Here is a 24,117-nt window from a genome sequence, read left to right as displayed (position 1 = left end):
GAGCGGCCGTCGACACAGTGATATGAAGGAGAGCCCAACGATGTCGATCAACTCGACCCTGCATATAGTTGGATAGGAAACACACCCTTCCCAGTCACCAAGGCCAAAATAGCTTTGTGAAATTGAACTCTGAACCGTCTTTAGAAGTGACGTTCATGGAATAGGCGAATTCCTCATCGGACAGCGACAGATGCTGTAAGATGGGTGTAACATCTACACCGTCTCTGGTTGCGTGACGAAGAACCTTTAGCAACCGCTTGTTCAGATCCCACCTATCAGAAATGTCGGGCAAAAACCGGTCTAGCAACGAGCTTAGCCTGTCGGGTAACTCGTTGACAATAACCGAAGCTCTTACACGTGGCAGGACATCCGAAACCAGCGAGATGTTGGTATTAACTCCCTCCCGGATGCTTAACACGAGGATGAATGTATCGACGACTTGCCTGTCTGCTTGACTGCCCGCATCACCAGATCGTTTCGCAGACTGGAACCATTCTGATGCTGGGACTGAAGTATTAACAGGATAGTCAAGTAGTTGAATTGCATGGCTGACCGATCGCACACCATCCAACATCTCAAGGCCATTTCCTAGAAGCTCGTTTGCAATCCCCGGCAAAAACTCCCGCCAGCGACGCGAAAGCGCCCCAGCCTTGGATGAATCAACCGCCGCGCCGAGGGACAAGCCGTTAAGCTGTGCGATAACCTGTGCTGCTTGCCTAGTCGGCTTGTCCGAGAAAACCCTTTTGATAAGTCTCCGTCGGATAGCAGTGTTGTCAACCAGCGGGAGCAACTCCGCGACATTCGCCACACTCAGCAATTCAAGATTGAACTTGTTGATTAATACGGGCCGGGTACGCAGGACTTGCAGCACAAAGGATGTCGGCAAAGCTGGGTTCGAAAGCACCTCAACTGATGCGTCTTGTATTATTGTTCGTTCGATGAGATCGAGTTCATTGCTTCGTTCAGGTGCATACTTCGCAAGTGCCAGCGCAAACGCAGGAATCTCTGCTACCCCATATGATGATGTAGCGCCTGCAAGCTCATGATCCGTGGCCAAACCGTCCTGAATAGGCTTAAGCTGTGAAACGATCTCGACGAAGTCCTGTGCCCGAATTCGCGGAATCAACGCCAGGGCGGGCGACGACATGCCTAGAAGGTCACGCTTCAATGTAGACGCATTGCCTTTGCCAGGTAGCTTTCGAAATACCCATGATACCTGCTTGGCCGTGAGGCCGTGGTCCATTCGCAGGCTATCCCCATATAAGTTCACGAGATCTATAAAAGCTCGGCGCGGTTTCGTCACATCTTTCCCATAGCGCCAGAGGAAACGGCGCAGAGGAGTAACCTCTGTTGCCACCGCATCCTCCACCGCAAGCTTTAGCCAATTCTTATCGGAAGGCTCATCGCTTACATGGGCACCTGCCGGTCCAACACGAATCTTCAGTCCTTTGTCCAGCGCCACGGCCGACGTCAGGAAAGTTCGAAACTCGAACTCCGTCCGCAACTTTGGCCACTGTTGAGACCAGACGGCGAGAACCGCTCGGTCGAAATCATTGGTTGGGGGTGTTTCCAGCAAAATTTCTCTGGATGTGTAATAGGCAAGGAGAACACGCTCGACCAACGACGGATCTGCAGGCGCTCCTCTCGCTAAACGACGTACGCTGAGTTTGCTTGAATAGAACTGTCTGTCGAGCGGCACTTCTGGTCGAGTAAGAAAGGTCGCGAGGATCCCAAGATCAATCTGCGCAGTCAGGAAATTCTTTGGGAGCAAAAGGACATGGCTCCATACACAACCGGGCCGAGGCATTTCCGGCGCCAACCAGGTCTTCATAAAAGCGAACATTCGGCTCTCGGGCAGGCTGAAGCCAGTGATGTAGGTATCGCTTGGCTCTAACCGTGCCCCGGGAACAAGGTCTGAACGTGAGGCGAGCTCGTACATATCGCGAGCTGACAAGCGTACTGATGATGCAAGCTGCCGATGCCCGTCCGAATAGCCGAAAAGGGCCTGATCAATTGCAATGGACTGAGGTCGATCCATCAGCTTTCTAATCCGCTCAACCATCGGATGGGATGGGAAAGGTCGTGATTTGCTGCATCGTGCCCCACTACTTTGATTCGTTCTCCGGCAATTTTCACCTTAAGAAGTTCGGCACGATCACTCGGCACATTCGGCTGCTCTTTCTTCGGAACGCTCCCACCTTGAGCCGACACTCCGTAAACCCGAAACGGAATTTCAAGCTGTTGGTTTCGCAGGTATTGATAGAGCAGCGGCATCCGTGTCTTAAGCCATTGTTCCGGTTCGGTTTGCGGGGGCGCCTTGTCCCATGCGGAAATGATGACTGCTATGCGAGATGGTTGTTTGAAAAGGGGTGCATCAGCCAACGCGCCCAGCAGATCAACAAGTTGGACCTGCTGCGGTGATGAAGATGGTGAAAATTCAGATAGCTTTTGAATAGGATCACTCTCAGCCGCCGGGACGATCTCATCGTCGTCAACTTCGCTTGGCATTTCGTCCGGCATTGCCAATCCGACATCCAAAATCGATAAGTCGTCCTTCTTTCTTATTGCGGTAACGAAAAGGAGCAGCCCCTGCATGCTGGAGAATAGAGACTTGATCTTCTCTTCAATCATGCGCGTTGCGAAGATTTTCTCAAATGCCTCGCCCGATAGGTCGACAAAATGAAGGTCAATTTCCTCATTGCTTTGTGAATGTAACAAATTAATACGGATCGGCTCTAGACTGTCAGATGACGTTCTCGGCACCTGCCAGCCTGCTGCCCAGCTACTGGAGATTGTTTCCAGATATTGAAAATCTCCATTGTGTCGACCTTTTGAGAGCACAGTATCTATCTCACGGGAGTCGACGAGATACCAAAGTGCTGCTGCAAAAGTGGTCTTGCCCGATGATTGGAGGCCCATCACCATATGCTGTACGTCAGCCACTAGTTTGTTCTCCGCTCCAAAATTCCAGAAGACGGTCGAAGGCACGGGCAGGACTGACAGCTGGAAGCGGCAGTGTATCGATCGGTGCGGTCGGTGCCAGCCAGCGCTTCACGAGCTCTTCCAGTCCTACCAACCCCACCTTGTAGTTAGCCCGGGGCAAAGCACATATCCGAAAGACGTCGAGCCGAACGTTGGCCTTTTTGAATTCATTTGAAAGACCATTCTCGTACTCCTCAAGTTCAATCAACGCCTCTTTCTCGTCCTCACGCTTCGTGAGCTTGTCGATCTTGGTGGTAAGAACCTCTAGTTTGACGTCAGTCGAGAAAGCGCCATTTTGAATGAGGGCCCAAATCATTTGTTTGAACTCGCGCCTATAACTCGCGCGGGTTTCGACCTGCGTCAGCTTCTCTGCGTCAAGTAGAAAGCACACCCGGTCTGACAGCCTCAGTTCTCTAAGTTCGTCGACCATCGCCGTGTTAACGCGTGCACTCTGAAAAGCTTCGCCTGATCGATCAGAAATTAGCAGTTGCGCCGTTCCACCAATTTCGCAACTGAGATCAAGGTGGAAGAAGCCAACTCCGTCGTTCATGCTTGTTCGCGGCGTTGTCGGAACCTCACGTCCGGACTTTTCCAATGCAAGATGATGGCGTCGAGCGAAGCCGGTTAATGTCCGGCTACCGCGGAACGAGAACCCAGAGAACGGCCCCTTACAGAATAGCGCGTACAAGCTCGCGATGAGAGTCGTCTTTCCGCTCTTAACGTCACCGACCAAACTTACGGTATTCGTGCGATACGCTTTACGAAGTGGCCAAACGTCGGATTCTAGCAGGATTTCGCTTGAACGCAGCCGGGTAGTTAATTCCGCGGTCGGTTCGCTAGAAGAATCCTCTTCGTCGCCTTGGTCAAGCTCTGAGAGCTCAGGATCGTATTCTGGGCAGCTATCAATCGGATCGTTGCCGAGGACGCATACGCCAGTTCGAACTACCCCACACTCGGCGTTGCGACAAAGCGTGCGTTCATCAGCCATCAAAGCCATCCGTGCTTGATGAATAGGCGCTCATAGTAGGCCTGAAGGGCGATTTGATATCGAGTTAGCTTTGTCTCCCCAGAAAATCCGGTTATCTTTTGAAAGGAACGCCCCAGCGCACCTGTACCTTCGTCGACCAGAGTTTTTACGCCGAAGTTGAGAACGGCAATATCGTTCGCTCCAGACGCCCCCCCACCGAGGAAGGCAGGCCGACTTTCCGAAGGGAGTGCCTTTAGCGTCTCTGAGATTTTCTGCTCATTCAATGCAGTCGAACCGAGTGCTCTCTTTATAATCCCAAGCGCACCATGCGGTCCCGGTAGGACATTCACCATTGCCGCGACGTCATTGCCAACCACTAAAGGCAAGGCCAAATCGTCAAACTCGGATAACGGCCGGTCTAAGACGTAACTATAGCCGCCGAGGTGCCACCAAAGAAGATCCACCTCCTCTGCCAATCGCCGATTTTCGGCGGTGAGGGCTTGCAGCGCGTTATTGATGTTCACTATTAGGCGACTTGTCAGAGATTTTGCTTCACCGTTCACCGCGGCCAACGCTGTCTTGACAGTGTCGCTATCTAAACTGGCTGCAGCAGCATTGATGGTCTTTGAAACGTCCTGCGATTGTGGAGGATCTATCTTCGCATTGAACGAAAGTCCGCGGTTTCTAGCCGCCTCGGCAAGCGCCCTTTTCGCATCAAGTACGATTTTACCATTATCAGGGCTTGACCGCCTTCCGCTAAAACTTGCTGCTATGACAAGCGCGGGGGTAGATGGGTACCGCGACTGGATAATGTCGGAGAGCACCAGCGTAGCGATGCGTGCGGCTTCTTCTTTGTCAATCTGCAGGGAGAAATGCGCGTCCTTCTTTCGAACTGGCTTTTCGAACCACTCCTCTAGAGCGCTTTCTTCTGGAACTGGAAGGCCGAAAGCCAATCGGGTCAGATCAACCAGTTTCTGCACGCTCTTTGGCGCCTCAGCACGAAGAGCTCTATGTGCGTTCTCCCGAGCCGCCGTAATCGAGCGGTCTGCCGTTGGCTGCAGGTTGCGATATGCTTCCGAGAAATTAAAATCGTTTGAAGACGAGGCCATTTAACTTTCCTGCCATCCCAGTAGATCATCTATTTTGTGGTCCAGCATTTCCAACTGTCCTCGCTCCGCTGATCGGCGGACTGCCGCCAGTGCGAATTCGTAGTCCTTGAGATCTTGGTCGCCATTTTCGTCGAGCCCCAGCAATACAATAATTTGCCTTTGCTCGTGTTCATTTAGGCGAAACATCTTGAATGCCACTGATCGCAGAGTTGGACCGTCGGACATTGCCGTCCCTCCATGCTGCGCATTAACATTGACATTATTGATTGGTAGCAATTCCCTCGGATTATCGTCAGCAGGGCGCAACCATGATTGAAGTTTATGCCGAACCGTCCACGGATCATTTTGATAGCGATCGGGCACCGCGATAAATTGTGCGCCTTCTCTTTGCCTTACCCATACTGAGATATTCAAATATCTGTCGGCTCCGACACCATCGACGTTAAGTTCGATCCAATTATATCCTGGTTTCCACTCTCGTTCGTCACGATCTGGATGAACCGCTCCTGCACGAATTGTCGTAAAGTGTACCCCTTCCTCTACGCGACGGGTATGCTCATGACCGAACAAGTGAATTTGCGCGACCGCCTCGATTCTCTCACGGAAATCGGCTTTATTCCTTAGCCAACTGTATGGATGATGGCACATAACCAGATGCGTTACGCCGTCTTCTCGGCGGATTTGAGCTCCCGCAGGATCAACTAGCATCCGATTTTCGCTGTCCGTGTCGTCAGAGACCAAAACCGAATTGAATCCCCAAATTCTGAGGGTAGAGCCATCGTTCAATTTACATGAACGTGTCGCAAATGGCTTGGTATCGGGCTTATCGTCATCATACGCGCCAAGAGCACATAGGAAACGCGCCGCGAACCGATTGTAGTTTTCGATCGGGTCGAAAAGAAGCCGAGCCGACGTTTTGTGTGACATGTACTCTCTAATCTTCTTATTTACGTCACTCTGAGGATACTGTCTCAATGTCGTTCGCGCATCAGAATGCATCGGCGAGTTGGCTGAAGATCGATCCACATCGTGATTGCCAGGGATGACAAAGACGTCATTAATGTCGCATCCGCTGGCAGGACATAGCTCTTCCTCAAGCCATTTTAATGCAAAGTTATATTCTTTCGCATTACCTCCAAACGCTATATCTCCTGAAATCAAGATACCGTTCGCGCGATAGCCAATCTTATGACGCATATATTTTACGTCGTGGATTAGATCGTCTCGGAGACCGGCGTTAGGGTCATCCTCTCTGTAGACTTCGCTATCTCTGAAATGAATGTCCGAAAGGTGTATAAAACGCATCGTTCAGTCTACCTGCGCGGCAACGCCCATTGGGAAGTTGGTAACAGCCTAGAGTCGGCAGCGATCGGCCGCAAGACTAAACACCTTTCAACCGACGACATTTGAGAATTTTATCCTGCGATCCGAGCCAGCGGCGTTCTTCGGCAGCGTCGCAAAGTCAGTCAGCTCGTGGGCAAGAGAACATGGAGCGGGTTGTGCCAGTAATGGCAACTTCGCGCCTTAAGCAGCCGCCGGAAGCCCCCTCTGTTTACTAGTGAAAGCTTCGAAATCTGGGAATTTAGATTATATCTAGTTGATAAACTGCTGGGGCAGTCTCACAACGCCCACTTCTGCAGCTCTAGAGTGAGGAGTTCGGTGCAATTCTCATGTTCGGCACGTGCTCTATGGCCTTAACGATATGACGACGCCCTCCCAAAATGATCTCATTGCTAAGATCCAGAATGGCGAGTTGACCCCTGACGAAGCGGAAGCGGAGGCGGCGCGATTGAACCTCAAGCCTCTCGCTTATGAGCCGGAACCGGAGGATTATGAACCCCTAAACGAGGTCTTCTGGACATTGCCAATGGCCGTGGCGTGGATCGCCTATCGGACGCCGGATGCTGTCCGGGAATGGTGGGACGCCTACCGCACCGAATGCCGGGATTGGCATTTCCGACGATGGCGGCTTGGTTTCGATGGGCCGATCAGAGAGGGCTATTTTCTGGAGCAGCGATCCCCGGCGAGTTTGGTGAGTCTACGTCTTGCCGAAATTATCGATAGTCGCGCCGAAAGCGATCCCGGACTGACGATGGAAATCGCAGAAGCCAAGGAAGCACTTTGGATCGCGTTGCAGCAAGCCTTTTTCGAGGCAACCGGAATTAGTGCCGAAACAGGCAAACGTGTGCCAATCCCTGCCTATGAGTGGCGCGATCTGGATCACATTGAGGAAGGCGGTCATGATGTCATTTGCACCAGAGGTGTTCGGGGAGGTCCACGCTACGAACAGGTCGTTGTCCGAAGTCTTCCGATCGTAAGAACCTGGCCGGACAAACTCCCTTCCCAGTCTCCCCTGCTCTTACCGCCCACCATGGCTCCGTCCGGTGGGGGCTATATGCCGCTCTATTGTGCAGCTCAATGGATTGCAACGAAGGGCGATTCAATCAGCTTCGATCCGTCCGATCTCGAAGTTTGGCGAGTGGCCTTTTCCGAACTCCTTGCCCGCATTGCGTCCGAAGAAGTCAAGATTATCGGCGTAAGAGATGGCCAGCGTGAGCCAGTCGGCGGCTTCCATTTTGCTGGCTGCCTCGTTGACTATCCGTTTGCCGAGTCCTCAATCGATTTGATCTTCAGTGAGGAACTCTATCTCCGGTCCTATCCTTATCTCGATGAGGAAAGTTGGTTGAAGGGATTTGACGACGCTCTCGTCGATCGACGTGGCAGCCGATGGATGCGGTTGATGGTGTTGAAATCCGACATATCCCGCTTCTGGCCCTTGGCGGACGCAGAGGCCACCTCAGCAGTCGTAACAACCGGCGCGCCGGGGCGCCCCTCATCGATGCATCTTGTGGAAGCGGAGTTTCAAGCTCGATGTGATCGCGGAGAGGTGGAGGGCAGCCTTACGATCGAGGCAAAGGCCCTTTCACAATGGCTTCGCGACACCTATCCGCAGAGCCCGCCTTTGACGCCAAAGACAATCATGAACAAGTTGCGCGACACCTACCGCCAGTTCATGGCGCGCCCGAAATTATAGTTTCGGGCTAATTTCAGGCGTCTTTTTCAGGCGTCCGACACCCGTCATTTCATCTTCCAACATGCCCCGGAATTCCCCGGCAAGCAGTGTGGGAGATGATGAATGGATAGCAGTCTAGGCCTCCATGAATTGGTGGAAAAGGTCCAAGCACCGATCCGCTTTCTGCGTCGCGCCGAAGCGGCAAATTATGTCGAGACTCACTATGGCTTCCCCTGCTCCCGGCAGTGGCTCGCCAAACTCGCTGTCGTCGGTGGCGGGCCGCTTTATCGCAAGGCCGGGCGCACCCCCATCTACGCACCATCGGACCTTGATCGTTGGGCCATGGATCGTATTGGCGCACCACAGCGTTCCACCTCGGACGTGCAATCTATCAGTTCCAAAAGCCCCGACGGTGACGAGGGTTAGCCCATGGGAAAGCGGCACCCCAACCATCGGCTCGTAAAACAACACCGCACATACACAGTCGAAGAGCTTGCCCGGCTGTTCCGAGTCCACAAGAACACAATCCGCGCTTGGCAGAAGGAGGGGCTCAAACCGATCGATGATGCCCGCCCCCTGCTATTCAAAGGGGATGGCGTTGCGTCGTTCCTTCTAGCGCGACGGGAGACGGCAAAGCAACCCTGCGGCCCCGGCCAGATTTACTGCCTCCCCTGCCGCGCGCCGAAAGTTCCGGATGGGGACTTCGTGGAGTACGTCCCGGGCACGAGCACTAACGGCAACCTGCGAGGGCTGTGCCCGACATGTGGAACGACGATCCACCGCCGCGTCAACAGGTCGAAAATTGCGACGGCCGCTGGCGAACTCGAAGTTCTGCTCTCGGAAGGAGAGCCACGCATAGGGGAGACATCCAACCTCCCCGTGAATTGTGACTTGCAACGAGGAAGAGCGGCATGAAGACATGCAATCCTGCAAATGAACGGATCAAGCGCGCTTATTATGCGTATCTGAAAGAAGCTAAACGCAACAGTGAGCAAACCGTCGATGCCGCCGCGAAGGCATTGAGCCGATTCGAAACCTATACAAAGTTCAAGGATTTTAGGGCCTTTCGCATCGAGCAGGCGGTCGGCTTCAAGGCTCATCTGGCGCAGCAACTCAATGGCCGGACGAAAGAGCCCTTGAGCAAGGCGACGATGTTCCAGACTCTTGCCGCACTGAGGGCTTTTTTCTTCTGGCTCGCCGGCCTGCCTGGTTTCAGGTCGAGGATCAGTTATTCCGATGCCGACTATTTCAACCTGTCCGCCAAGGAGACGGCTATCGCCAGAGCCGACCGGGACGTCGGGGGTCCGACCCTGGAACAGGTTCGTCATGTCTTGTCGGTGATGCCGAATAGAACGGACATAGAGAAACGTAATCGCGCGCTAATCGCGTTCACAATCCTGACGGGTGCGCGTGACAACGCAGTGGCTTCTTTCCGGCTGAAGCATATCGATCTGACAGACGGGAAGGTCGTACAGGACGCACGGGATGTCCGGACGAAAGCCTCCAAGACGTTCACGACCTACTTCTTCCCGGTTGGGGACGATATCCGGCAGATTGTGGAGGACTGGGTTCAGTTTCTACGCCGAGACCGTTTCTGGGGGCCTGACGACCCTCTGTTCCCGGCCACGAAGGTCGTCGTCGGTGCAAAGCAGCACTTCGAAGCGGTGGGACTGGACCGAAAGGGCTGGAGCAATGCTGCCCCGATTCGAGCCATCTTCAAGGACGCGTTCGGGCCAGCCGGTCTCCCCTATTTCAACCCGCATTCCTTCCGGAACACCCTGGCGCGGCTGGGCCAGTCGATTTGCAGGTCGCCTGAGGAAATGAAGGCATGGAGCCAGAACATGGGCCACGAGAAGGTGCTCACGACGCTTCTGGCATATGGGCAGGTGGAAACGCCTCGCCAGCAGGAAATCATGCAAAAGCTCTGGGAGCCCAAAGTTGGCCCGGCTGATCCTATGGAGGCGCTCGCCCGTCGCGTAGCGGAACTTGTGCGCAGTGAACCGGGTGCCCGATGATCCGGGTCGACATGAACGTACTCCGTAAAGACTCCATGTATAGTGCAGTACCCCTCTAGATGATTCCAAAGATGCAGACCGCTCAAGAAGAGCCCGATTTGAATGGGCTCAGCTTAGAGTGAACACCTAACCAGCATGGCCGTTCGTATGGAGATCCGCTTATCCCACCCTTGCAGACCTAGGGCTAAGGTCCGCGTTGTGCCAGAAGCCGACCTTCGTGAGGATCCGCTCGATTGAAGTCACGTGCCCTCCACCGGATCGGAGGTAGGGTTTCTTGCTCCGTGGTCCCTATTGAATATCCTCATGGCAAGGCGCGTCGGACCTCGCATAGTGCGAGGGCGGCAGTCCGACATGGCGGGTGAAGGCGACGCTGAACGTGCTCGCAGACCCGTACCCAACACGCTCGGCGACCTGTGCGATGCCGCCTTCACCCCGGCTCAGCATATTCTTGGCCAGTGCCATGCGCCAACCAAGCAAATACTCCATAGGAGCGACCCCCACCGCGCGACCGAACCGATCGAAGAACACGGAGCGGGACAGACCTGCCTCCTTGGCTAATCGACCGACTGTCCACGGCAGGGTTGGATGGGCGTGCATCTGCCTGAGAGCCTTGGCTAGGTTCTCATCGCTAAGCCCTCGCACCAGACCCGGTGATATCGCACCGCCCGTCGTCGATCGGAGCGCCTCGATTAGCATGACCTCCAAAAGACGGACCAGAATGACGTCACGTCCCGGTCGGTGCTCACGCGCCTCGTCGCCGACAAGTTGCACGAGCGAAGTCAGCCTTTCCTCTCCTCGAACATGAAGCAGTCGAGGCAGGAGCGAGACCAACAAGGTCTTGTCACCCAATCCGAAGGTGCAATACCCGATGAGCATCCTAAGATCGGAAGGCCCATCCTGGCGGCCGACCCTGAACTCTCCGGGCCGCAGTTGGACAGGCTCGTCGACCATGTCGCCAGGAGGCGGCTCAAGGCTGGAAGTGGCAAAATCAAAAGCCGAAGGGATGAGAACGAAATCGTCCTTCTCAAGGATCATAGGCTCATGGCCGCGAGCCTCCAGACGGCAGGTCCCCTCCAGGACCACGCAGTAGAAGGGACGCCCGGCTTCGGCGCGCCTGACCTGCCAGGACCCCGCCGCCGAAACCACCTTCGAGTAAGCGGCACGAGGCTGAAGAAGGCTGACGACCTCAGCCAGGGGATCATCCAATCTCGGACTCCTGCAAATGAATAACGGACTCTGGATTGTAGTGCGTCCAACATTGCTGGGCTATTTGTGACTGCCCTACTACAGGAGATTTCATGAAGACTGTCCTGATCACTGGATGTTCGTCTGGGTTTGGCTTGGAGACGGCGCGACATTTTCTCGAACGCGACTGGTCCGTCATCGCAACAATGCGAGCCCCGCGGGAGGATATCCTGCCCAAGTCTGACCACTTGCGAATTCTCCCCCTCGATGTAACCAGCCAATTTAGCATCGAGCGAGTGGTCGATGCGGCCGGGCCGATAGATGTCCTGGTGAACAATGCCGGGATCGGTTGGCTGAATGCCCTTGAGGGCACACCGATGGATGTCATCCGCGAGACGTTCGAGACGAACACCTTTGGCACGATGGCGATGACTCAGGCGGTCTTGCCACATCTCCGAGGGCGAGGATCAGGGACCATCGTGAATGTCACATCGAGTGTGACTTTGAAGCCGTTGCAACTTCTATCGGCCTACACTGCCAGCAAGGCTGCCGTGAACGCCTTCACGGAAGTGTTGGCCCTTGAACTTGAGCCGTTTAACGTGCATGTGCGTATTGTCCTCCCAGGGCGGTCGCCGGAGACATCATTCGGACAGAACGCAAGGGCGCGGCTCCAGAGCGGCATCCCTGATGCCTATGCAGAGTTGGCGCAACGCGTCTTCACGTCGTGGCAGCAGGATGCAGGAGCGGTCACTCACGCGAGGGATGTTGCCGAAGCCGTTTGGCGGGCGGCGACGGATCCAACCTGTCCGATGCGTTTGCCTGCTGGCGCGGACGCGGTGGCGCTCATGACAAACCGGTAGGCTCACATTGGCGCGGGCGCAGGGCTCCACCGGGAGAAGACCGGCAACGGCACCCGCGCTATGAGAAGGTGTCCCCGTCGGAAGGGCTACCTTCAGACAGTCGAGAACGGCGGACACCCGGGGTCTGAGCCGTCGCCGGCGATCACCGGAGGCGCTAGGGTCGGCTTCGGATCAAGAGGAGGAGATCCACGCCAGGCAAAGAATGTCCAGCATACCTCGATAAGCTGCCAAAGGGGGCTGGGAGAGATGTTTAGCGTGGGTTTCCTGTCGACACAATCAGCCAAGGTTCATTGCGGGGCTTCGTTTCAGGAGCACTGCAATGCACGAATCTTTCTCTGACCATCCCTGCCGAACCAACTTCCCGTGGAACCGGGACAAGCTGATCGGTCCCAAACCACCGCTGAAAGCCAAAGAAATCTGGTCCATTCGGGTCAGACTCCAGGTTGCTCATCGCATCCGGGATTTGGCGTTGTTCGACTTGGCGCTCGATAGCAAGCTGCGAGCTTGTGACCTCGTTTCACTCCGCGTCGATGATGTGGCGCTCAATGGGCGGATCCGATCCAGAGCTACGGTAATGCAGCGGAAGACAGGTCGCCCCGTTCAGTTCGAAATCACAGAGCAGACCCGCGAGGCTGTGGGGCGGTGGCTGGAGAAGCCGGATCTCCGCAAAGGCGAGCCGCTGTTTCCAAGCCGGATCAATCGAGCGAGGCCCATGACGCCACGCCAGTACGCTCGCCTGCTCGGATCCTGGCTTCGTGCGATTGGGCTCGATCCCCTGGCCTACGGTACCCATTCTCTACGACGGACTAAAGGCTCAATGATCTATCGAAGAACTGGCAATCTCCGGGCCGTCCAGCTCCTGTTGGGTCACACCAAGATCGAGAGTACCGTACGGTATCTGGGCATCGACGTCGACGATGCGCTTCCGATTGCAGAACAGGTTGAAATCTAAACGTAGAGGCGGCTCCCCAACGAGCCGCCTCAGAGCCCGCTGCCTGTTCGAGAGCGAGGTCCGGACCCGAGGCTTAAGCAGCCACAAGACAAACGACCGAAGCGTGCCAGAAGAAGACGTTCATGCAACGCCACGATGGATTGCGTCGAAGCCAAGGTCCGTTAATTCGACTGTCCCAGCATCCGGCACCTTCACGTATCCAAGCTGCTTCAACTCGGAAATGGCCACGGCAACAGTGGAATCTGTACCGAAGTGCGCATCCAGTGTTGCCATTGTCATGCGGGCGCCGGGTTTTCGGTGTGTCTCACGAAAGAACCCGAGAATCTCGCAGGGCGTCTCGCCGAGCGGCATTATCGCCTCCATCCGATCAACTTCCGCTATTCGGCCACGTGCAGGCGGAACCCGGGTTCGTTTGGGCGCTCCTTCGATCTTAAACCGCTCATTGCGACATCGATCTCCTCCATGCTGTAAGACATCGAGGGGGCCAGGTTCGTGATGTGATGGTCTCATTGCATTCGGCAGGAGATGTAGGCCTCGGCACCGGCCTGCCCGTCAGCCGTGATCTGGGCCCCCGCCTGTTGAAGCCGAAGCAGTGCAGTGCGGTAGCGTGCTCGCCAGCGGTCTCGGGTCTGCTGATCCGGTTGAGCCTCTCGGTCCGGTGCCCCATGCGGAAGGAAGGTATTCTCCAAGGTAGTGACCAGCATCATCGATGCTTCCCACAGCTGTGCGACAGCTCCTGCCTCCTTCAGCCAGCGGTCCTTCTGATCATCCAGGGCGCTCTTGATCAGGCTCACCGTGTCCAAGGCGACCAGCGTGGAACGGGACACCGAGTGGTATGGGTCACTGAAGCGGAAATAGAACAGCACCGGGTAGAAGTGGTGTGCCTCCTTGGCTTGGGTCATCTCAACGGCGAGTTCCGACAGGTTCGTATAGCCGCTACTGAACTGCCCCTGAGGTCCGAGACGTGCCAGCAATTCGGCGGCATCGCCTGTGCCCCCTGAGAGGAAGTGGATGTTCATGGCCAGCACATTGCGCCGCTGGAGCGCTGTATAGACCTGCATCAGATAGGTCAGCGTCAGCGACATCACCGACATGCCGATCAGCGAGTTGAACAGGAAGAGCAGCCGTGTCGAACTCGTGTGCGGGGTGAAGTCGCTCGCGCCGACAATCGCCATGCTCGTACCCCCGGCATACATCGCGGTGACGAAGTCGGTGGGCGTCTCGCCGTTCGTAGCGCGGATGGACGTGCCGAGTTCCGGGTGCATGATCAACGCCGCCCCAAGCGTCAGCCCGAGAGCCCAGACCCCAACCAGCAGCACGAGGATGACCGGACCGCAGAAGGACAGAACGGCTCCTTGTCTGGAGTCGAAAACCGTCGAGGCTTTGACAGCAGAGGCCCAGACCAGCCGCGCGACCCTGGAGCCGATGATGCTGGTGCCGATCCTGGCGTAGAGCACGGTCAGAAAGATATCGAGCAAGATGATCAGGATCAGCAGGATCCCAAGGCCCTGCTCCAGTCGCCCTATCATGGCAGGCCTCCTGTCATCCCCACTGCTCCATCAGGGTCGTTGGGGCTGCCCGGTAGAGCCGGTTGCCTCTCCGCTCTGTCCAGGCTCGATGCGCCACAGCTGCGTCTCAAGGCGCGGGCCGTTCTCGGGTTTGAACCAGCTCATGTCCTGGATGCGGGAGCTGGTGACGTAGATCGTCCCGTCGGGTCCTTCCGAGAATGTATCGGGCCAGCGCAGCCGCTTGTCTTGGACGAGGGTGGTGATGCGATCCCCATCACGGACCTGCACGGCATCCTGCTCAATTGCGCTCAGATAAAGCCGCCCGCGCCTGTCGAGCCAAAGACCATCCGTCGGCTCGGTTTCGGCGACACGCTCCACACGAGCTTCGAGGTCCTTCTCGGACAGACGTGGGTTCTCCAAGGCATCTGTCGTGATGCGATAGAGCGTCCGGCCAGTCAGGGCTTTCCAATAGAGCGTGCGCCCATCGGGAGAAAGCGCGATGCTGTCAGCGGCAAATTCGACCCCACGCCCGTCGGGCCGGCGCAACTCCTGCCCATCGGTCTTCACCACCACATCCTTTTCCGGCTGGGTGCTCGGGTGGCCGTCAAGGACGCGTCGAGCCTTGCTGTTCTTTAGATCCACAACAACGAGAGCGCCCTTGGCTCCAGCGTCGGTCAGGTAGGCACGCCGCCCATCCGGTGAAAACCGCACATCGTTCAGGTAGCTACCCTGGGGTGTGACGGTCTCGTCGAAGCGGATTACCTGCGCAACTTTGTTTGTCTTCAGGTCGATCCTGACGAGCTTGGGCCCACCCTGCACAACGGCTGCTGTGGCTGGCGCGGCCGGATCGACAACCCAGAGATTGCCGTGCGCATCTGCTACGACGCTTTGGACACACACGAAGTGATCCCCGGCTGACATCTGGTTCTTCTTGACATTGCGCCAGGAATTCCACTCGTCATTCGGATAAGGTTTGACCTGGCCGTCGCGCGTCACCTCGGCAACCGAGATCGGTGTATCCTCTGTCCAACGCGGGAAGTTGACGAAGATGCGCCCATCCTTCGAAACGGTCACTCCGGTAACCTGGTGTTCAAAGCCGGCGACCTGCTGCAGTTGCGCCGGACCCTGAGATGGGGCTGCACTCTGCTGTGCCATGGAGGTGGTAGCCAAGAGCGTTCCGAGAAGCAGCGTCACCGGTGTGAGCCTGAGCATGTTCGCCTCCATCGCGTGGCAATGATCGTATGAGATGCGGCTGCCCTCTCACAGCGTGAACACCACTCGAGCGCAGCCTTATCGTCGCTAGGTCAGTGAGGACGTGCTCTCTCCTGCGGGGCACGATCAGACACCGCGGCGAGGGCTGGTGCGGCCCGCATGTCCGGCGGCACCTGGAAGTCCTTGGCGGCGCCTCGCGCCGCCTGGACACCCTGCGGGAAGCCTGTCCGATCCCTGTAGGAGCGTGGCTGGCCTCGGGGGCGACTGTGGCGGGCCGTGACCCCCTGCGCGCCAATGATGTCGAGCAGCGTCACCCCGAGCACCGCTGCAAGAGCAATCCCGACATTGTCGCGCTTCGGATTGTCGTGCCGCATGGCCGTCATCAGGGTGGCGATGTCGAGTCCGTCTCCGGCGACGCGACTCCACAATCCGAGATGCTTGTCGGGGGAGAGCGAGACGATGCCGTGCCCGAGTTCGCGGACACCATACGCCCGCACAAGGCCTTCCTTGCCTTCCATTCCAAGAGCCCGGGTGAAGCGCTCCGGCGCGACCAGCTCCGCTATGCCCAGGCCGATGCTGAACCAACCCAACGCTTTGGCCATGCGGTCAGCGGCCCCCAGGGAACTGGGGCCAGAATGAATGACCTTCGGGTCACCCTTGGACCGGGCAATATTCGAAATGTAATAAGCCATGTCTTCTCTCCCGGTTCTTCAGGGCTTCAAAACCACCTTGATGCAGCTGTCCTGCTTGTCGCGGAACACCTTGTACATCTCGGGGCCGTCCTCGAGGCTCACGGTATGGGTAATGACAAACGATGGGTCGATCTGCCCCTCCTCGATGCGGCGCAGAAGGTCATCGGTCCAACGGTTGACGTGCGTTTGCCCGGTGCGAATGGTCAGCCCCTTGTTCATCAGCTGACCCATCGGGATCTTGTCGACCAACCCGCCATAGACACCGGGGATTGAAATCACCCCGGCCGGGCGGCACACGTAGATCATCTCGCGAAGGACGTGCGGCCGGTCGCTTTCGGCTCCCAGCATCTGCTTGGCACGGTCGTAGACCGTATCCGGCATGGATGGCGAGACATGGGCTTCCATCCCGATGGCGTCGATGCACTTCTCCGGACCCTCGCCACCGGTGAGCTCGTTAAGACGCTCGACCACGCTCTCTTCATCGAAGTTGATGGTGATGGCGCCGCCGGCTTCCGCCATTTCCAGGCGCTCCGGCAAATGATCGATGGCGATCACCTGCTTGGCGCCGAGGAGCATGGCGCTGCGGATCGCCATCTGGCCGACGGGACCGCAGCCCCAGATCGCTACCGTGTCCGTCGGCTGGATGTCGCACTGGACAGCGGCCTGCCAGCCGGTTGGGAAGATGTCGCCGAGGAAGAGAACTTTCTCGTCCGGGATCCCGTCCGGCACCTTGATGTGCGTCGCATCGGCAAAAGGAACACGGAGATATTCGGCCTGCCCGCCAGGATAGCCGCCGGTCAGATGCGTGTATCCGAACAGGCCCGCCGTCGCGTGCCCGAAGACCTTGTCGGCGAGATCCTTCTTGCGGTTGCTCCGCTGGCAGACGGAGAAGTTGCCGCGCTTGCACTGATCGCACTCGCCGCAGATAATCGTGAAGGGGACAACGACGCGGTCCCCCTTCTTGAGCTTGCCCTTCGCTTCGGGCCCGACCTCGACGACCTCTCCCATCATCTCGTGTCCCATGACATCGCCGGGCAGCATGGCTGGAATGAAGTTGTGGAACAGATGAAGATCCGAGCCGCAGATGGCGCAGCTCGTCACCTTGACGATGGCGTCGCGCGGCTGCTCGATCTCAGGGTCTGTGACGGTGTCGCAGCGGATATCTTCCTTGCCGTGCCAAACGAGAGCTCGCATGCCTTTCTTCTCCTCTTGTCCAACGAAGATGCAGAGGCTCCTGCGTCTGGAACTCGTTACGGCACGAGGCAGATCTCTGCGGGGATAGTTGTCAGGGGTCGTGGCTCATGAACGTCTGCGCTGAGGGGAAGTGCTGCGGATGATCCCTGAGGGACATTCCGCTCTGTTTTGATACGGCGCGATTCTCCCGCTTCACTCACCTCTGGCGGGGACTGCATTTTGAACGGGACATTCTTGCCAGACGATCAGGTCTCGGGCGTGTCTGACCCCTGAGGCACATTCGGCTCTAAGCTGGGCGACTGGAACCCCGCAGAGGTTGCGACCAGCACGGCTTGCGACAGGGTCTGGACGCCAAGCCGCTGCATGACGTGGGCCCGATGTGTCTCTACCGTCCGAGGGCTGAGGCCGATGCCCCGTCCAATTTCCTTGTTGGTCCTGCCGGCCAACAAGCCTGCCAGAACCTCGCGCTCCCGTTCCGACATTTCGGCAATCCGACGCCGCGCCCGGTCTGCCTCCTGGTTCGGCTCATCCTCCTCATGGGTGCTGGCCATGGCCGACGCTACTGCGGCCAGAAGCTGATTCGAGCCATACGGGATCGGCAGGAAGTCCACGGCTCCAGCTTTCATCACCTGCACCCCAAAGGGCACGTCGCCTTTGGCGTCGCCCAGAACAATGACCGGCAGGCCGATGCGCCGGGCCTTGAGCTCCCTCGGAATGACCAGACCACCAGCGCCAGACCTGCAAATGTCGAGAACAACGCATCCGGCTGCGAGAGCCGGAGCCGCCTCCAGGAAGGATTTGCCGGACGAAAAAACCCTGACCCTGTACCCAGCGTCGCGAAGTAAATGAGAGAGTCCACGGTGGGTGGTCTCTTCAACATCGACAACATACACGAAACGGCCATCATGGCGGGTGATGTCCTGTGCAATGCCGCCGGCTCGGCGGATCTGACCCTGCGCGTCGCGAATGGGGAAGAAGGTATTCCGGATCCAACGCACGACCCCATCCTGCCGGATGATGCGAAACTCCTCGGTGCTGATTTCGCCCAGTCTGACGCGTTCAAGCGCGCCTCGCGCGCGTTCTCGATCATCCGGATGGAGGAAGCGGTTCCAACGGCTGGGATCGCCGAGCACTCCCTCCCGCGGCTCGCCCCAAACGGGTTCGAAAGCGGGGCTCAGGTATTCGAGGTTCATCGTCTCGAAGTTCAGGATCCAAAGTGTGCTGCTGGAGTTCTCGGCGAACTGCCGGAAGCGCTCATCGCTCTCACGCAGCGCTGCTTCGGCCCGCTTGCGCTCCGTGATGTCCAAGGCGGCTCCAATGAACGCAACGGGACGGCCATGCTCGAAAGTGGTCCGGCCCTGCGTGGAAACCCAGCGCTCGACCCCGTCCTCAATCCCGATGACGCGATATTCAATGGCGTAGATACCAAGACCAGCAGGATCGCTGCACTGGGCGATAGCGGCCTCGACGCGCGGGCGATCCTCGGGATGGATGCCGGACAGAAACACGTCCTCGTCGACGCAAGCATCAGGCGGCAGCCCCCACATCGCCTTGAGCCGGGTATCCCAATCCAGTGCTCCCGTGATCGGATTCCAGGTGTAGGGCGACAGACCGACGAGGTCGATGGCAGCCTGGAGGCGCACCTGGCTTTCGCGCAACGCCTGCTCTATCCGCTTCTCCCGCTCGACGACCTGCACCACGAAGATTGCGCCCAGACCCTCATGAGCGGTCTTGCGGAAGGGCGCAGCGCTCACCCGCGTCCAGATGTCCTGGCCATTGGGGAGTGTGACGAGGAAGTCGACCCCTGGAACAACCGTTTCACCCCGCAGCGCTCGTGCGCTCGGATAGTCGGAGGGGCTGAGACGCTGTCCCTCAGGGGTGTAGCCCCGCCAGCACTCGCCTTGCATGGGATCTCTGGAGGGGATTTTATCAAGGGCGTACTGCTGAAGGATCTGGTTGCTCAGGACGATGTTCCCCTCCGGGTCGACGAGGCCCACACCAACCGGCAATTGCTCCAGAATGGCTGCAAGCTTGTTTTCACTTTCGCGCAAGGCTGCCTCAGCCTGGACGCGCTCGGTGGTCTCGTGAATCGTGCACAGCACCCCGCCGACTCTCCCGGTTTCGTCCCGGACGGGACTGTAAGAGAAGGCGAACCAAGTCTGCTCGGGGTAGCCTCTGCGCACGAGCGTGAGCGGCATATCTTCAAAGTAACTGGCTTCCCCTCGCATGGCCCGGGTGGCAATGGGGCCAACGATGTCCCAGGTCTCGGGCCAGACCTCCGGAAATGACCGTCCGAGCGCTTCCGGTTTGTCTCCTAGCATAGGAATGTAAGCGTCGTTGTAGAAGCTTGTCAGTTCCGGCCCCCAGGCTAAGTAGGTGGGAAAGGCGGAGTTCAGCATGATGCTTAAGGCGGTGCGGAGCGACTGCGGCCAAGTCTCTGCCGGCCCGAGGGGCGTGGCAGCCCAATCGTGGGTCCGCACGCGTTCACCCATGATGCCGCCGTTGGAAAAGCCTACCGCCGTGCTCATTTATTCTCCTTGGAAAGACATCATGGGGGGCCTTCTAACAATACTTTAGGGTTGTGAGGGCGGCTTGCCACAAGGAACTACGGCTACGCGTTTCCCCCGGATCCTGCCCACACCTGCTCTGTGATGTAAGGGCGGGCTGATGGAGGCCGGCCGGCGCGTTTGGTTCGCAGTCACGTACCTTTCCTCAGTAATCGACCGGTATACGTATAGACCCTCACAACCGTTACCCTCCAGGAATCGCGCCGAAGCGGTGTGCTGCGGCGAGCGTATGCTGAAATGACAGAACGCTCATCCGGGACACGGGATAGCCAGCATGGAGGCGTGCCATGGCCGATGGAATTTGCGACATCTGCGGCATTCGTCCTGCAACGGTTCGTGCAGAGGTCGTCAGCAACGGCCAACGTCAGATCATGGAGCTTTGCGATTTCGACTATCGCCGTCTGGCTCGTCAACAGCGGTCGAGTTCACCGCTTGAGTCTCTCTTCGGCCAGCGCGGCAGTTTGTTCGACGACTTCTTCAATGAAGACCTCTTTGGCGAGAATCCACTAACACGCGCCACGGGCGATAGAGAGGAGATGCCAGAAGCCAGTGACCGCGGCGCCTCCATTCCGATTAGACCAGGGCGAGGACGGCCCAGGGGGCGGAGCACCGTCAGCGGAGCCGAACGGCTCTCAGAGCATGCCGAGGAGATCCTTCAAGCGGCAGCTCGACGGGCGGCGGATTTCGGACGCCATGAGGTTGATACGGAGCATCTCCTGCTCGCACTGACTGAAAGCGACGTCGTCCGCACCATCCTCGATCAGTTCAAGGTGTCGCTCGATGATCTGCGCAACGAGATCGTGAAGGAAAGTCCGCACGGAGAAGCGGAAGCGCATGAAGGGGGCGAGATCGGCGTTTCCCCGCGCATGAAGGATGCCCTATCCCGCGCCTTCCGGGCCTCCGCAGAGCTTGGACACTCCTATGTCGGGCCAGAGCATCTTCTTATCGGACTTGCCGAAGAAGGAGAAGGTTTGGCCGCAGACATGCTGCGCCGCTATGGTCTCACCCCGCAAGCGATCCGCCAGCAGATTACCAAGGTTGTCGGCCGTGGCGCCGAGGAAGGAAGAGTCGAGACGCCGACGAACACTCCCAACCTCGATAAGCATTCTCGCGATCTGACCCAACTTGCCCGTGACGGCAAGCTCGATCCTGTCATCGGACGCGCCCAGGAAGTCGAGACAACCATCGAAGTTCTGGCCCGGCGCAAAAAGAACAATCCGGTCCTCATTGGTGAACCAGGCGTCGGCAAGACTGCGATCGTGGAGGGCTTGGCACAGCGCATCGTCACCGGCGAGGTCCCTGAAGCCCTGCGTGACAAACGCTTGGTCGAGCTTTCGATCAACTCTATGGTCGCCGGCTCCAAGTATCGGGGGGAGTTTGAAGAACGAGTCCAGCAGATTCTCAAGGAAGTTACGGAGCGTGAAGATGAGCTTGTCCTGTTCATCGACGAGGTCCATACCATCGTCGGAGCAGGCCAAGGGGGCGGCGAAGGCGGACTCGACATCGCCAATGTTTTCAAACCGGCGCTTGCCCGGGGCGAACTCAACCTGATCGGTGCGACGACCCTCAATGAATATCAGAAGCATATCGAGAAGGATGCCGCCCTGGAGCGACGCTTTCAGCCTGTCTTCGTGCCGGAACCGACCGTCGCTCAGACCATCATGATCCTGCGCGGTTTGCGCGATACACTCGAAGCTCACCACAAGGTTGCGATTACGGACGAAGCTATCATCGCAGCAGCAGAGCTATCCGATCGCTATATTACCGGACGCTTCCTCCCGGATAAGGCCATCGATCTCATTGACCAGGCAGCAGCACGGGTGAAGATCTCAGCCACGGCTCGTCCGGTGGACGTGCAGGAACTCGAAGCGGAGGTCCGCCAGCTCAAGCGTGAGCAGGACTATGCTGCGTCGCGCAAGCAATTCGACCGCGCCTCGGAGATCCAGGCACAGCACGATGCGCGAAACAAGGAACTCCAGGATGCGACCGAGCGCTGGCGACGCGAGCGCGGTTCGGCATCCGCCGAGGTCCGCACCGAGCAGATTGCGCAGGTCGTCTCCAAACTCACTGGCATACCTGTCAACGAACTGAACACGGAAGAGCGTCAGCGCCTGGTCGAGATGGAGAAGCGCCTCCACAAACGTGTCATCGGCCAGGATGAAGCCGTGAAGGCTGTGAGCGACGCCGTGCGGCTCGCTCGTGCCGGCTTGCGTGAAGGGCGTCGCCCCATCGCGACCTTCCTGTTTCTTGGACCAACGGGCGTCGGCAAGACCGAACTCGCCAAGGCTTTGGCCGAAACGGTGTTCGGCGACGAGGACGCGATGGTTCGGATCGACATGTCGGAATATATGGAACGCCACGCAGTTGCTCGCCTGATCGGCGCACCTCCCGGCTATGTCGGTTACGAAGAGGGTGGACAATTGACGGAACGGGTACGGCGACGCCCCTACTCGGTTGTGCTTCTCGATGAGATCGAGAAGGCACATCCCGATGTGTACAACGTCCTGCTCCAGGTGTTCGACGATGGACGTCTCACGGACGGAAAAGGAAGAGTCGTCGACTTCACCAATACGATCATCATCGCCACATCGAATCTCGGCTCTGACATCATCCAGCGTCATCTCAACATTCGCGGGACCGCAGAGGATGATCAAGCCAAGCTCAAACGGGAGCTGATGGACGTTCTGCGCGGTCACTTCCGCCCGGAATTCATCAATCGTATCGACGAAATCATCGTCTTCCATGCACTTGGCCGAAGCGATATTCGTGCGATCGTAGAACTTCAGCTCGAGCGCGTAAGGCATTCCGCTCATGGTCAAGGCGTTGAGCTTCTTATTGATAACAGCTTTGTTGATCATCTTGCAGCGGCAGGTTTTCGGCCGGAATACGGAGCTCGCGAGCTCCGGCGCCTGATCCGCTCGGAACTGGAGACGCAGCTTGCCCGCGCGATGCTGGCAAACGAGGTTCAGGAAGGTGACCGGGTGCTCGCGCGCTGGGACGGAGATAAGCAGAGGGTAGTGCTGGAGCCTCAGCCCAAAGCAGAGGGTGCGACAAAGGCCACGGGCGCGACCGATGACCACCGCAATGCGGTCGAGCTAGACCGGGAAGCCCAGCGCGGAGCTGGCGACAGCAGGACGGCCGCCGAGTGAGGACAAGGAGGCGCACCGGGCAGCACGCGCGGCGGCGCAAGCACCTGAGTCCGGCAGATCACACATGAGGCAGCCATCGCGCGAGGGAGACCATCCCCGGACCGAGCGAGACGATCCCCGCTCCACGATGGGAACCGGCCGGCCCGCGAGGGCCATGGACCGCGCCCTGCGCGAGACCCGCGAGGCTTGGCCCGGCCTGAGCACCTACGAGCGTTTCGAGCAGGTCGTCTCGCTGGTGCTGACCAGCCTTATCGGGCTGGTGATCGCGGCCGCAGTGATCCACCTGAGCTTCCGCATCCTCATGCTGGTGCTGTCGGGACTGCTCGACCCGGCTGAGACAGGCGTGTTCCAGGCGGTCTTCGGTATGATCTTCACGGTGCTGATCGCCCTGGAGTTCAACCATTCGATCATCAGCATCCTTCACCGCAAGGAAAGCATCGTGCAGGTGCGCACAGTGGTGCTGATCGCCCTGCTGGCGCTGGTGCGCAAATTCATCATCCTAGATGCGAGCAAGACCGACCCGTTCACCATTCTCGGGCTGGCCGCGGCTATCCTGGCACTCGGCTTGGTCCATTGGCTCGTGCGCGACCAGGACAGGAAGGATGCTACCGAGCAGGGTCAGACCCGAGGGACTGCCGACTAGGCCGGAGCAGCTCCTGAATTTCAGTGCCGCCACCCGGCTCGATCACCTCATACTGTGAAAAGCAAGGTT

At 57.9% G+C, this 24,117-nt stretch carries 20 protein-coding genes; 8 read left to right on the top strand and 12 right to left on the bottom strand.

Annotation, left to right across the window (positions count from 1 at the left end; genetic code table 11):
- Nucleotides 1-94: 94 nt before the first annotated feature.
- Genes K9B37_RS14955 through K9B37_RS14935 form a run of 5 tightly spaced genes read right to left on the bottom strand, consistent with a single transcriptional unit; the run spans nt 95 to nt 6,363 of the window.
- Nucleotides 95-2,038: a GAP1-N1 domain-containing protein gene (locus tag K9B37_RS14955; RefSeq protein ID WP_224314104.1), complete on the bottom strand. Its 1,944-nt coding sequence runs from the start codon at nt 2,036-2,038 to the stop codon at nt 95-97.
- Nucleotides 2,038-2,943 carry a TRAFAC clade GTPase domain-containing protein gene (locus tag K9B37_RS14950; RefSeq protein WP_224314102.1) on the bottom strand — a complete coding sequence of 302 codons (906 nt, stop codon included), beginning with the start codon at nt 2,941-2,943 and terminating at the stop codon, nt 2,038-2,040. The genes K9B37_RS14955 and K9B37_RS14950 overlap by 1 nt, the downstream gene beginning before the upstream one ends.
- Complete coding sequence (locus tag K9B37_RS14945) at nt 2,936-3,970, bottom strand: TRAFAC clade GTPase domain-containing protein (protein WP_224314100.1); 1,035 nt, start codon at nt 3,968-3,970, stop codon at nt 2,936-2,938. Before K9B37_RS14945 ends, K9B37_RS14950 begins: the two co-directional genes overlap by 8 nt.
- On the bottom strand, nt 3,970-5,058 hold the full coding sequence (locus K9B37_RS14940) for a GTPase-associated system all-helical protein GASH (protein ID WP_224314098.1): 1,089 nt from the start codon (nt 5,056-5,058) through the stop codon (nt 3,970-3,972). The genes K9B37_RS14945 and K9B37_RS14940 overlap by 1 nt, the downstream gene beginning before the upstream one ends.
- Nucleotides 5,059-6,363, bottom strand: a complete 1,305-nt coding sequence (locus K9B37_RS14935) for a metallophosphoesterase (protein ID WP_224314096.1) — start codon at nt 6,361-6,363, stop codon at nt 5,059-5,061.
- Nucleotides 6,364-6,760: 397 nt separating this feature from the next.
- Between K9B37_RS14935 and K9B37_RS14930 the strand changes: the two genes are divergently transcribed.
- From K9B37_RS14930 to K9B37_RS14920, 4 genes are all read left to right on the top strand, one after another.
- Nucleotides 6,761-8,092, top strand: a complete 1,332-nt coding sequence (locus K9B37_RS14930) for a hypothetical protein (protein ID WP_224314094.1) — start codon at nt 6,761-6,763, stop codon at nt 8,090-8,092.
- Nucleotides 8,093-8,194: 102 nt separating this feature from the next.
- Complete coding sequence (locus tag K9B37_RS14925) at nt 8,195-8,497, top strand: hypothetical protein (RefSeq protein WP_224314092.1); 303 nt, start codon at nt 8,195-8,197, stop codon at nt 8,495-8,497.
- A 3-nt stretch (nt 8,498-8,500) separates the two neighbouring features.
- On the top strand, nt 8,501-8,986 hold the full coding sequence (locus K9B37_RS24925; RefSeq protein ID WP_369414320.1) for a helix-turn-helix domain-containing protein: 486 nt from the start codon (nt 8,501-8,503) through the stop codon (nt 8,984-8,986).
- The gene (locus tag K9B37_RS14920) at nt 8,983-10,086 is read left to right on the top strand and encodes a tyrosine-type recombinase/integrase (protein ID WP_224314090.1); all 1,104 of its coding nucleotides are present in this window, start codon (nt 8,983-8,985) and stop codon (nt 10,084-10,086) included. The genes K9B37_RS24925 and K9B37_RS14920 overlap by 4 nt, the downstream gene beginning before the upstream one ends.
- 288 nt (nt 10,087-10,374) lie before the next feature.
- On the opposite strand, the gene K9B37_RS14915 is transcribed toward K9B37_RS14920, so the two are convergent.
- Complete coding sequence (locus K9B37_RS14915; RefSeq protein WP_224314088.1) at nt 10,375-11,292, bottom strand: AraC family transcriptional regulator; 918 nt, start codon at nt 11,290-11,292, stop codon at nt 10,375-10,377.
- A gap of 92 nt (nt 11,293-11,384) precedes the next feature.
- Between K9B37_RS14915 and K9B37_RS14910 the strand changes: the two genes are divergently transcribed.
- Nucleotides 11,385-12,131 (top strand): SDR family oxidoreductase, encoded by a 747-nt coding sequence (locus K9B37_RS14910; RefSeq protein WP_224314086.1) that lies wholly within the window; start codon nt 11,385-11,387, stop codon nt 12,129-12,131.
- Nucleotides 12,132-12,450: 319 nt separating this feature from the next.
- Entirely contained in the window at nt 12,451-13,083 is a 633-nt protein-coding gene (locus tag K9B37_RS14905) for a tyrosine-type recombinase/integrase (RefSeq protein WP_224314084.1), read from the top strand.
- A gap of 120 nt (nt 13,084-13,203) precedes the next feature.
- Here the strand turns inward: K9B37_RS14905 and K9B37_RS14900 are convergent, their stop codons facing one another.
- The 6 genes from K9B37_RS14900 to K9B37_RS14875 all read right to left on the bottom strand — a co-directional run bounded on the left by K9B37_RS14900 (nt 13,204) and on the right by K9B37_RS14875 (nt 20,217).
- Nucleotides 13,204-13,434, bottom strand: coding sequence for a hypothetical protein (locus K9B37_RS14900; protein ID WP_224314082.1), 231 nt, complete (start codon nt 13,432-13,434; stop codon nt 13,204-13,206).
- Nucleotides 13,435-13,589: 155 nt separating this feature from the next.
- Nucleotides 13,590-14,612 carry a potassium channel family protein gene (locus tag K9B37_RS14895; RefSeq protein ID WP_224314080.1) on the bottom strand — a complete coding sequence of 341 codons (1,023 nt, stop codon included), beginning with the start codon at nt 14,610-14,612 and terminating at the stop codon, nt 13,590-13,592.
- Nucleotides 14,613-14,642: 30 nt separating this feature from the next.
- A complete protein-coding gene (locus K9B37_RS14890) occupies nt 14,643-15,803 on the bottom strand; it encodes an SMP-30/gluconolactonase/LRE family protein (RefSeq protein WP_224314078.1) in 1,161 nt (386 codons plus the stop codon).
- A gap of 92 nt (nt 15,804-15,895) precedes the next feature.
- The gene (locus tag K9B37_RS14885) at nt 15,896-16,495 is read right to left on the bottom strand and encodes a hypothetical protein (protein ID WP_224314076.1); all 600 of its coding nucleotides are present in this window, start codon (nt 16,493-16,495) and stop codon (nt 15,896-15,898) included.
- An 18-nt stretch (nt 16,496-16,513) separates the two neighbouring features.
- Nucleotides 16,514-17,689: a zinc-dependent alcohol dehydrogenase gene (locus K9B37_RS14880; protein ID WP_224314074.1), complete on the bottom strand. Its 1,176-nt coding sequence runs from the start codon at nt 17,687-17,689 to the stop codon at nt 16,514-16,516.
- A 245-nt stretch (nt 17,690-17,934) separates the two neighbouring features.
- Nucleotides 17,935-20,217: a PAS domain S-box protein gene (locus K9B37_RS14875; RefSeq protein WP_224314072.1), complete on the bottom strand. Its 2,283-nt coding sequence runs from the start codon at nt 20,215-20,217 to the stop codon at nt 17,935-17,937.
- A 326-nt stretch (nt 20,218-20,543) separates the two neighbouring features.
- On the opposite strand from K9B37_RS14875, the gene K9B37_RS14870 reads away from it, so the two are divergent.
- Together K9B37_RS14870 and K9B37_RS14865 are read left to right on the top strand one after the other, a co-directional pair.
- Complete coding sequence (locus K9B37_RS14870) at nt 20,544-23,405, top strand: ATP-dependent Clp protease ATP-binding subunit (RefSeq protein WP_224314070.1); 2,862 nt, start codon at nt 20,544-20,546, stop codon at nt 23,403-23,405.
- A 127-nt stretch (nt 23,406-23,532) separates the two neighbouring features.
- Nucleotides 23,533-24,048 carry a phosphate-starvation-inducible PsiE family protein gene (locus tag K9B37_RS14865; protein ID WP_439651736.1) on the top strand — a complete coding sequence of 172 codons (516 nt, stop codon included), beginning with the start codon at nt 23,533-23,535 and terminating at the stop codon, nt 24,046-24,048.
- Nucleotides 24,049-24,117 lie beyond the last annotated feature (69 nt).

It is taken from the genome of Microvirga puerhi (assembly GCF_020089865.1).
Taxonomy (GTDB): domain Bacteria; phylum Pseudomonadota; class Alphaproteobacteria; order Rhizobiales; family Beijerinckiaceae; genus Microvirga; species Microvirga puerhi.
The sequence above is the reverse complement of the archived record's forward strand: the minus strand, read 5'-3'. Positions and strand labels throughout refer to the sequence as shown.

Bases quoted from the DNA above. Each gene is read 5' to 3' on its own strand.
- K9B37_RS14940 (WP_224314098.1), bottom strand. From the start codon at position 5,058: ATGGCCTCGTCTTCAAACGATTTTAATTTCTCGGAAGCATATCGCAAC.
- K9B37_RS14865 (WP_439651736.1), top strand. From the start codon at position 23,533: ATGGGAACCGGCCGGCCCGCGAGGGCCATGGACCGCGCCCTGCGCGAG.
- K9B37_RS14930 (WP_224314094.1), top strand. From the start codon at position 6,761: ATGACGACGCCCTCCCAAAATGATCTCATTGCTAAGATCCAGAATGGC.
- K9B37_RS14955 (WP_224314104.1), bottom strand. From the start codon at position 2,038: ATGGATCGACCTCAGTCCATTGCAATTGATCAGGCCCTTTTCGGCTAT.
- K9B37_RS14925 (WP_224314092.1), top strand. From the start codon at position 8,195: ATGGATAGCAGTCTAGGCCTCCATGAATTGGTGGAAAAGGTCCAAGCA.
- K9B37_RS14890 (WP_224314078.1), bottom strand. From the start codon at position 15,803: ATGCTCAGGCTCACACCGGTGACGCTGCTTCTCGGAACGCTCTTGGCT.
- K9B37_RS14895 (WP_224314080.1), bottom strand. From the start codon at position 14,612: ATGATAGGGCGACTGGAGCAGGGCCTTGGGATCCTGCTGATCCTGATC.
- K9B37_RS24925 (WP_369414320.1), top strand. From the start codon at position 8,501: ATGGGAAAGCGGCACCCCAACCATCGGCTCGTAAAACAACACCGCACA.
- K9B37_RS14880 (WP_224314074.1), bottom strand. From the start codon at position 17,689: ATGCGAGCTCTCGTTTGGCACGGCAAGGAAGATATCCGCTGCGACACC.
- K9B37_RS14885 (WP_224314076.1), bottom strand. From the start codon at position 16,495: ATGGCTTATTACATTTCGAATATTGCCCGGTCCAAGGGTGACCCGAAG.
- K9B37_RS14945 (WP_224314100.1), bottom strand. From the start codon at position 3,970: ATGGCTGATGAACGCACGCTTTGTCGCAACGCCGAGTGTGGGGTAGTT.
- K9B37_RS14900 (WP_224314082.1), bottom strand. From the start codon at position 13,434: ATGCCGCTCGGCGAGACGCCCTGCGAGATTCTCGGGTTCTTTCGTGAG.
- K9B37_RS14920 (WP_224314090.1), top strand. From the start codon at position 8,983: ATGAAGACATGCAATCCTGCAAATGAACGGATCAAGCGCGCTTATTAT.
- K9B37_RS14870 (WP_224314070.1), top strand. From the start codon at position 20,544: ATGGCCGATGGAATTTGCGACATCTGCGGCATTCGTCCTGCAACGGTT.
- K9B37_RS14935 (WP_224314096.1), bottom strand. From the start codon at position 6,363: ATGCGTTTTATACACCTTTCGGACATTCATTTCAGAGATAGCGAAGTC.
- K9B37_RS14905 (WP_224314084.1), top strand. From the start codon at position 12,451: ATGCACGAATCTTTCTCTGACCATCCCTGCCGAACCAACTTCCCGTGG.
- K9B37_RS14875 (WP_224314072.1), bottom strand. From the start codon at position 20,217: ATGAGCACGGCGGTAGGCTTTTCCAACGGCGGCATCATGGGTGAACGC.
- K9B37_RS14910 (WP_224314086.1), top strand. From the start codon at position 11,385: ATGAAGACTGTCCTGATCACTGGATGTTCGTCTGGGTTTGGCTTGGAG.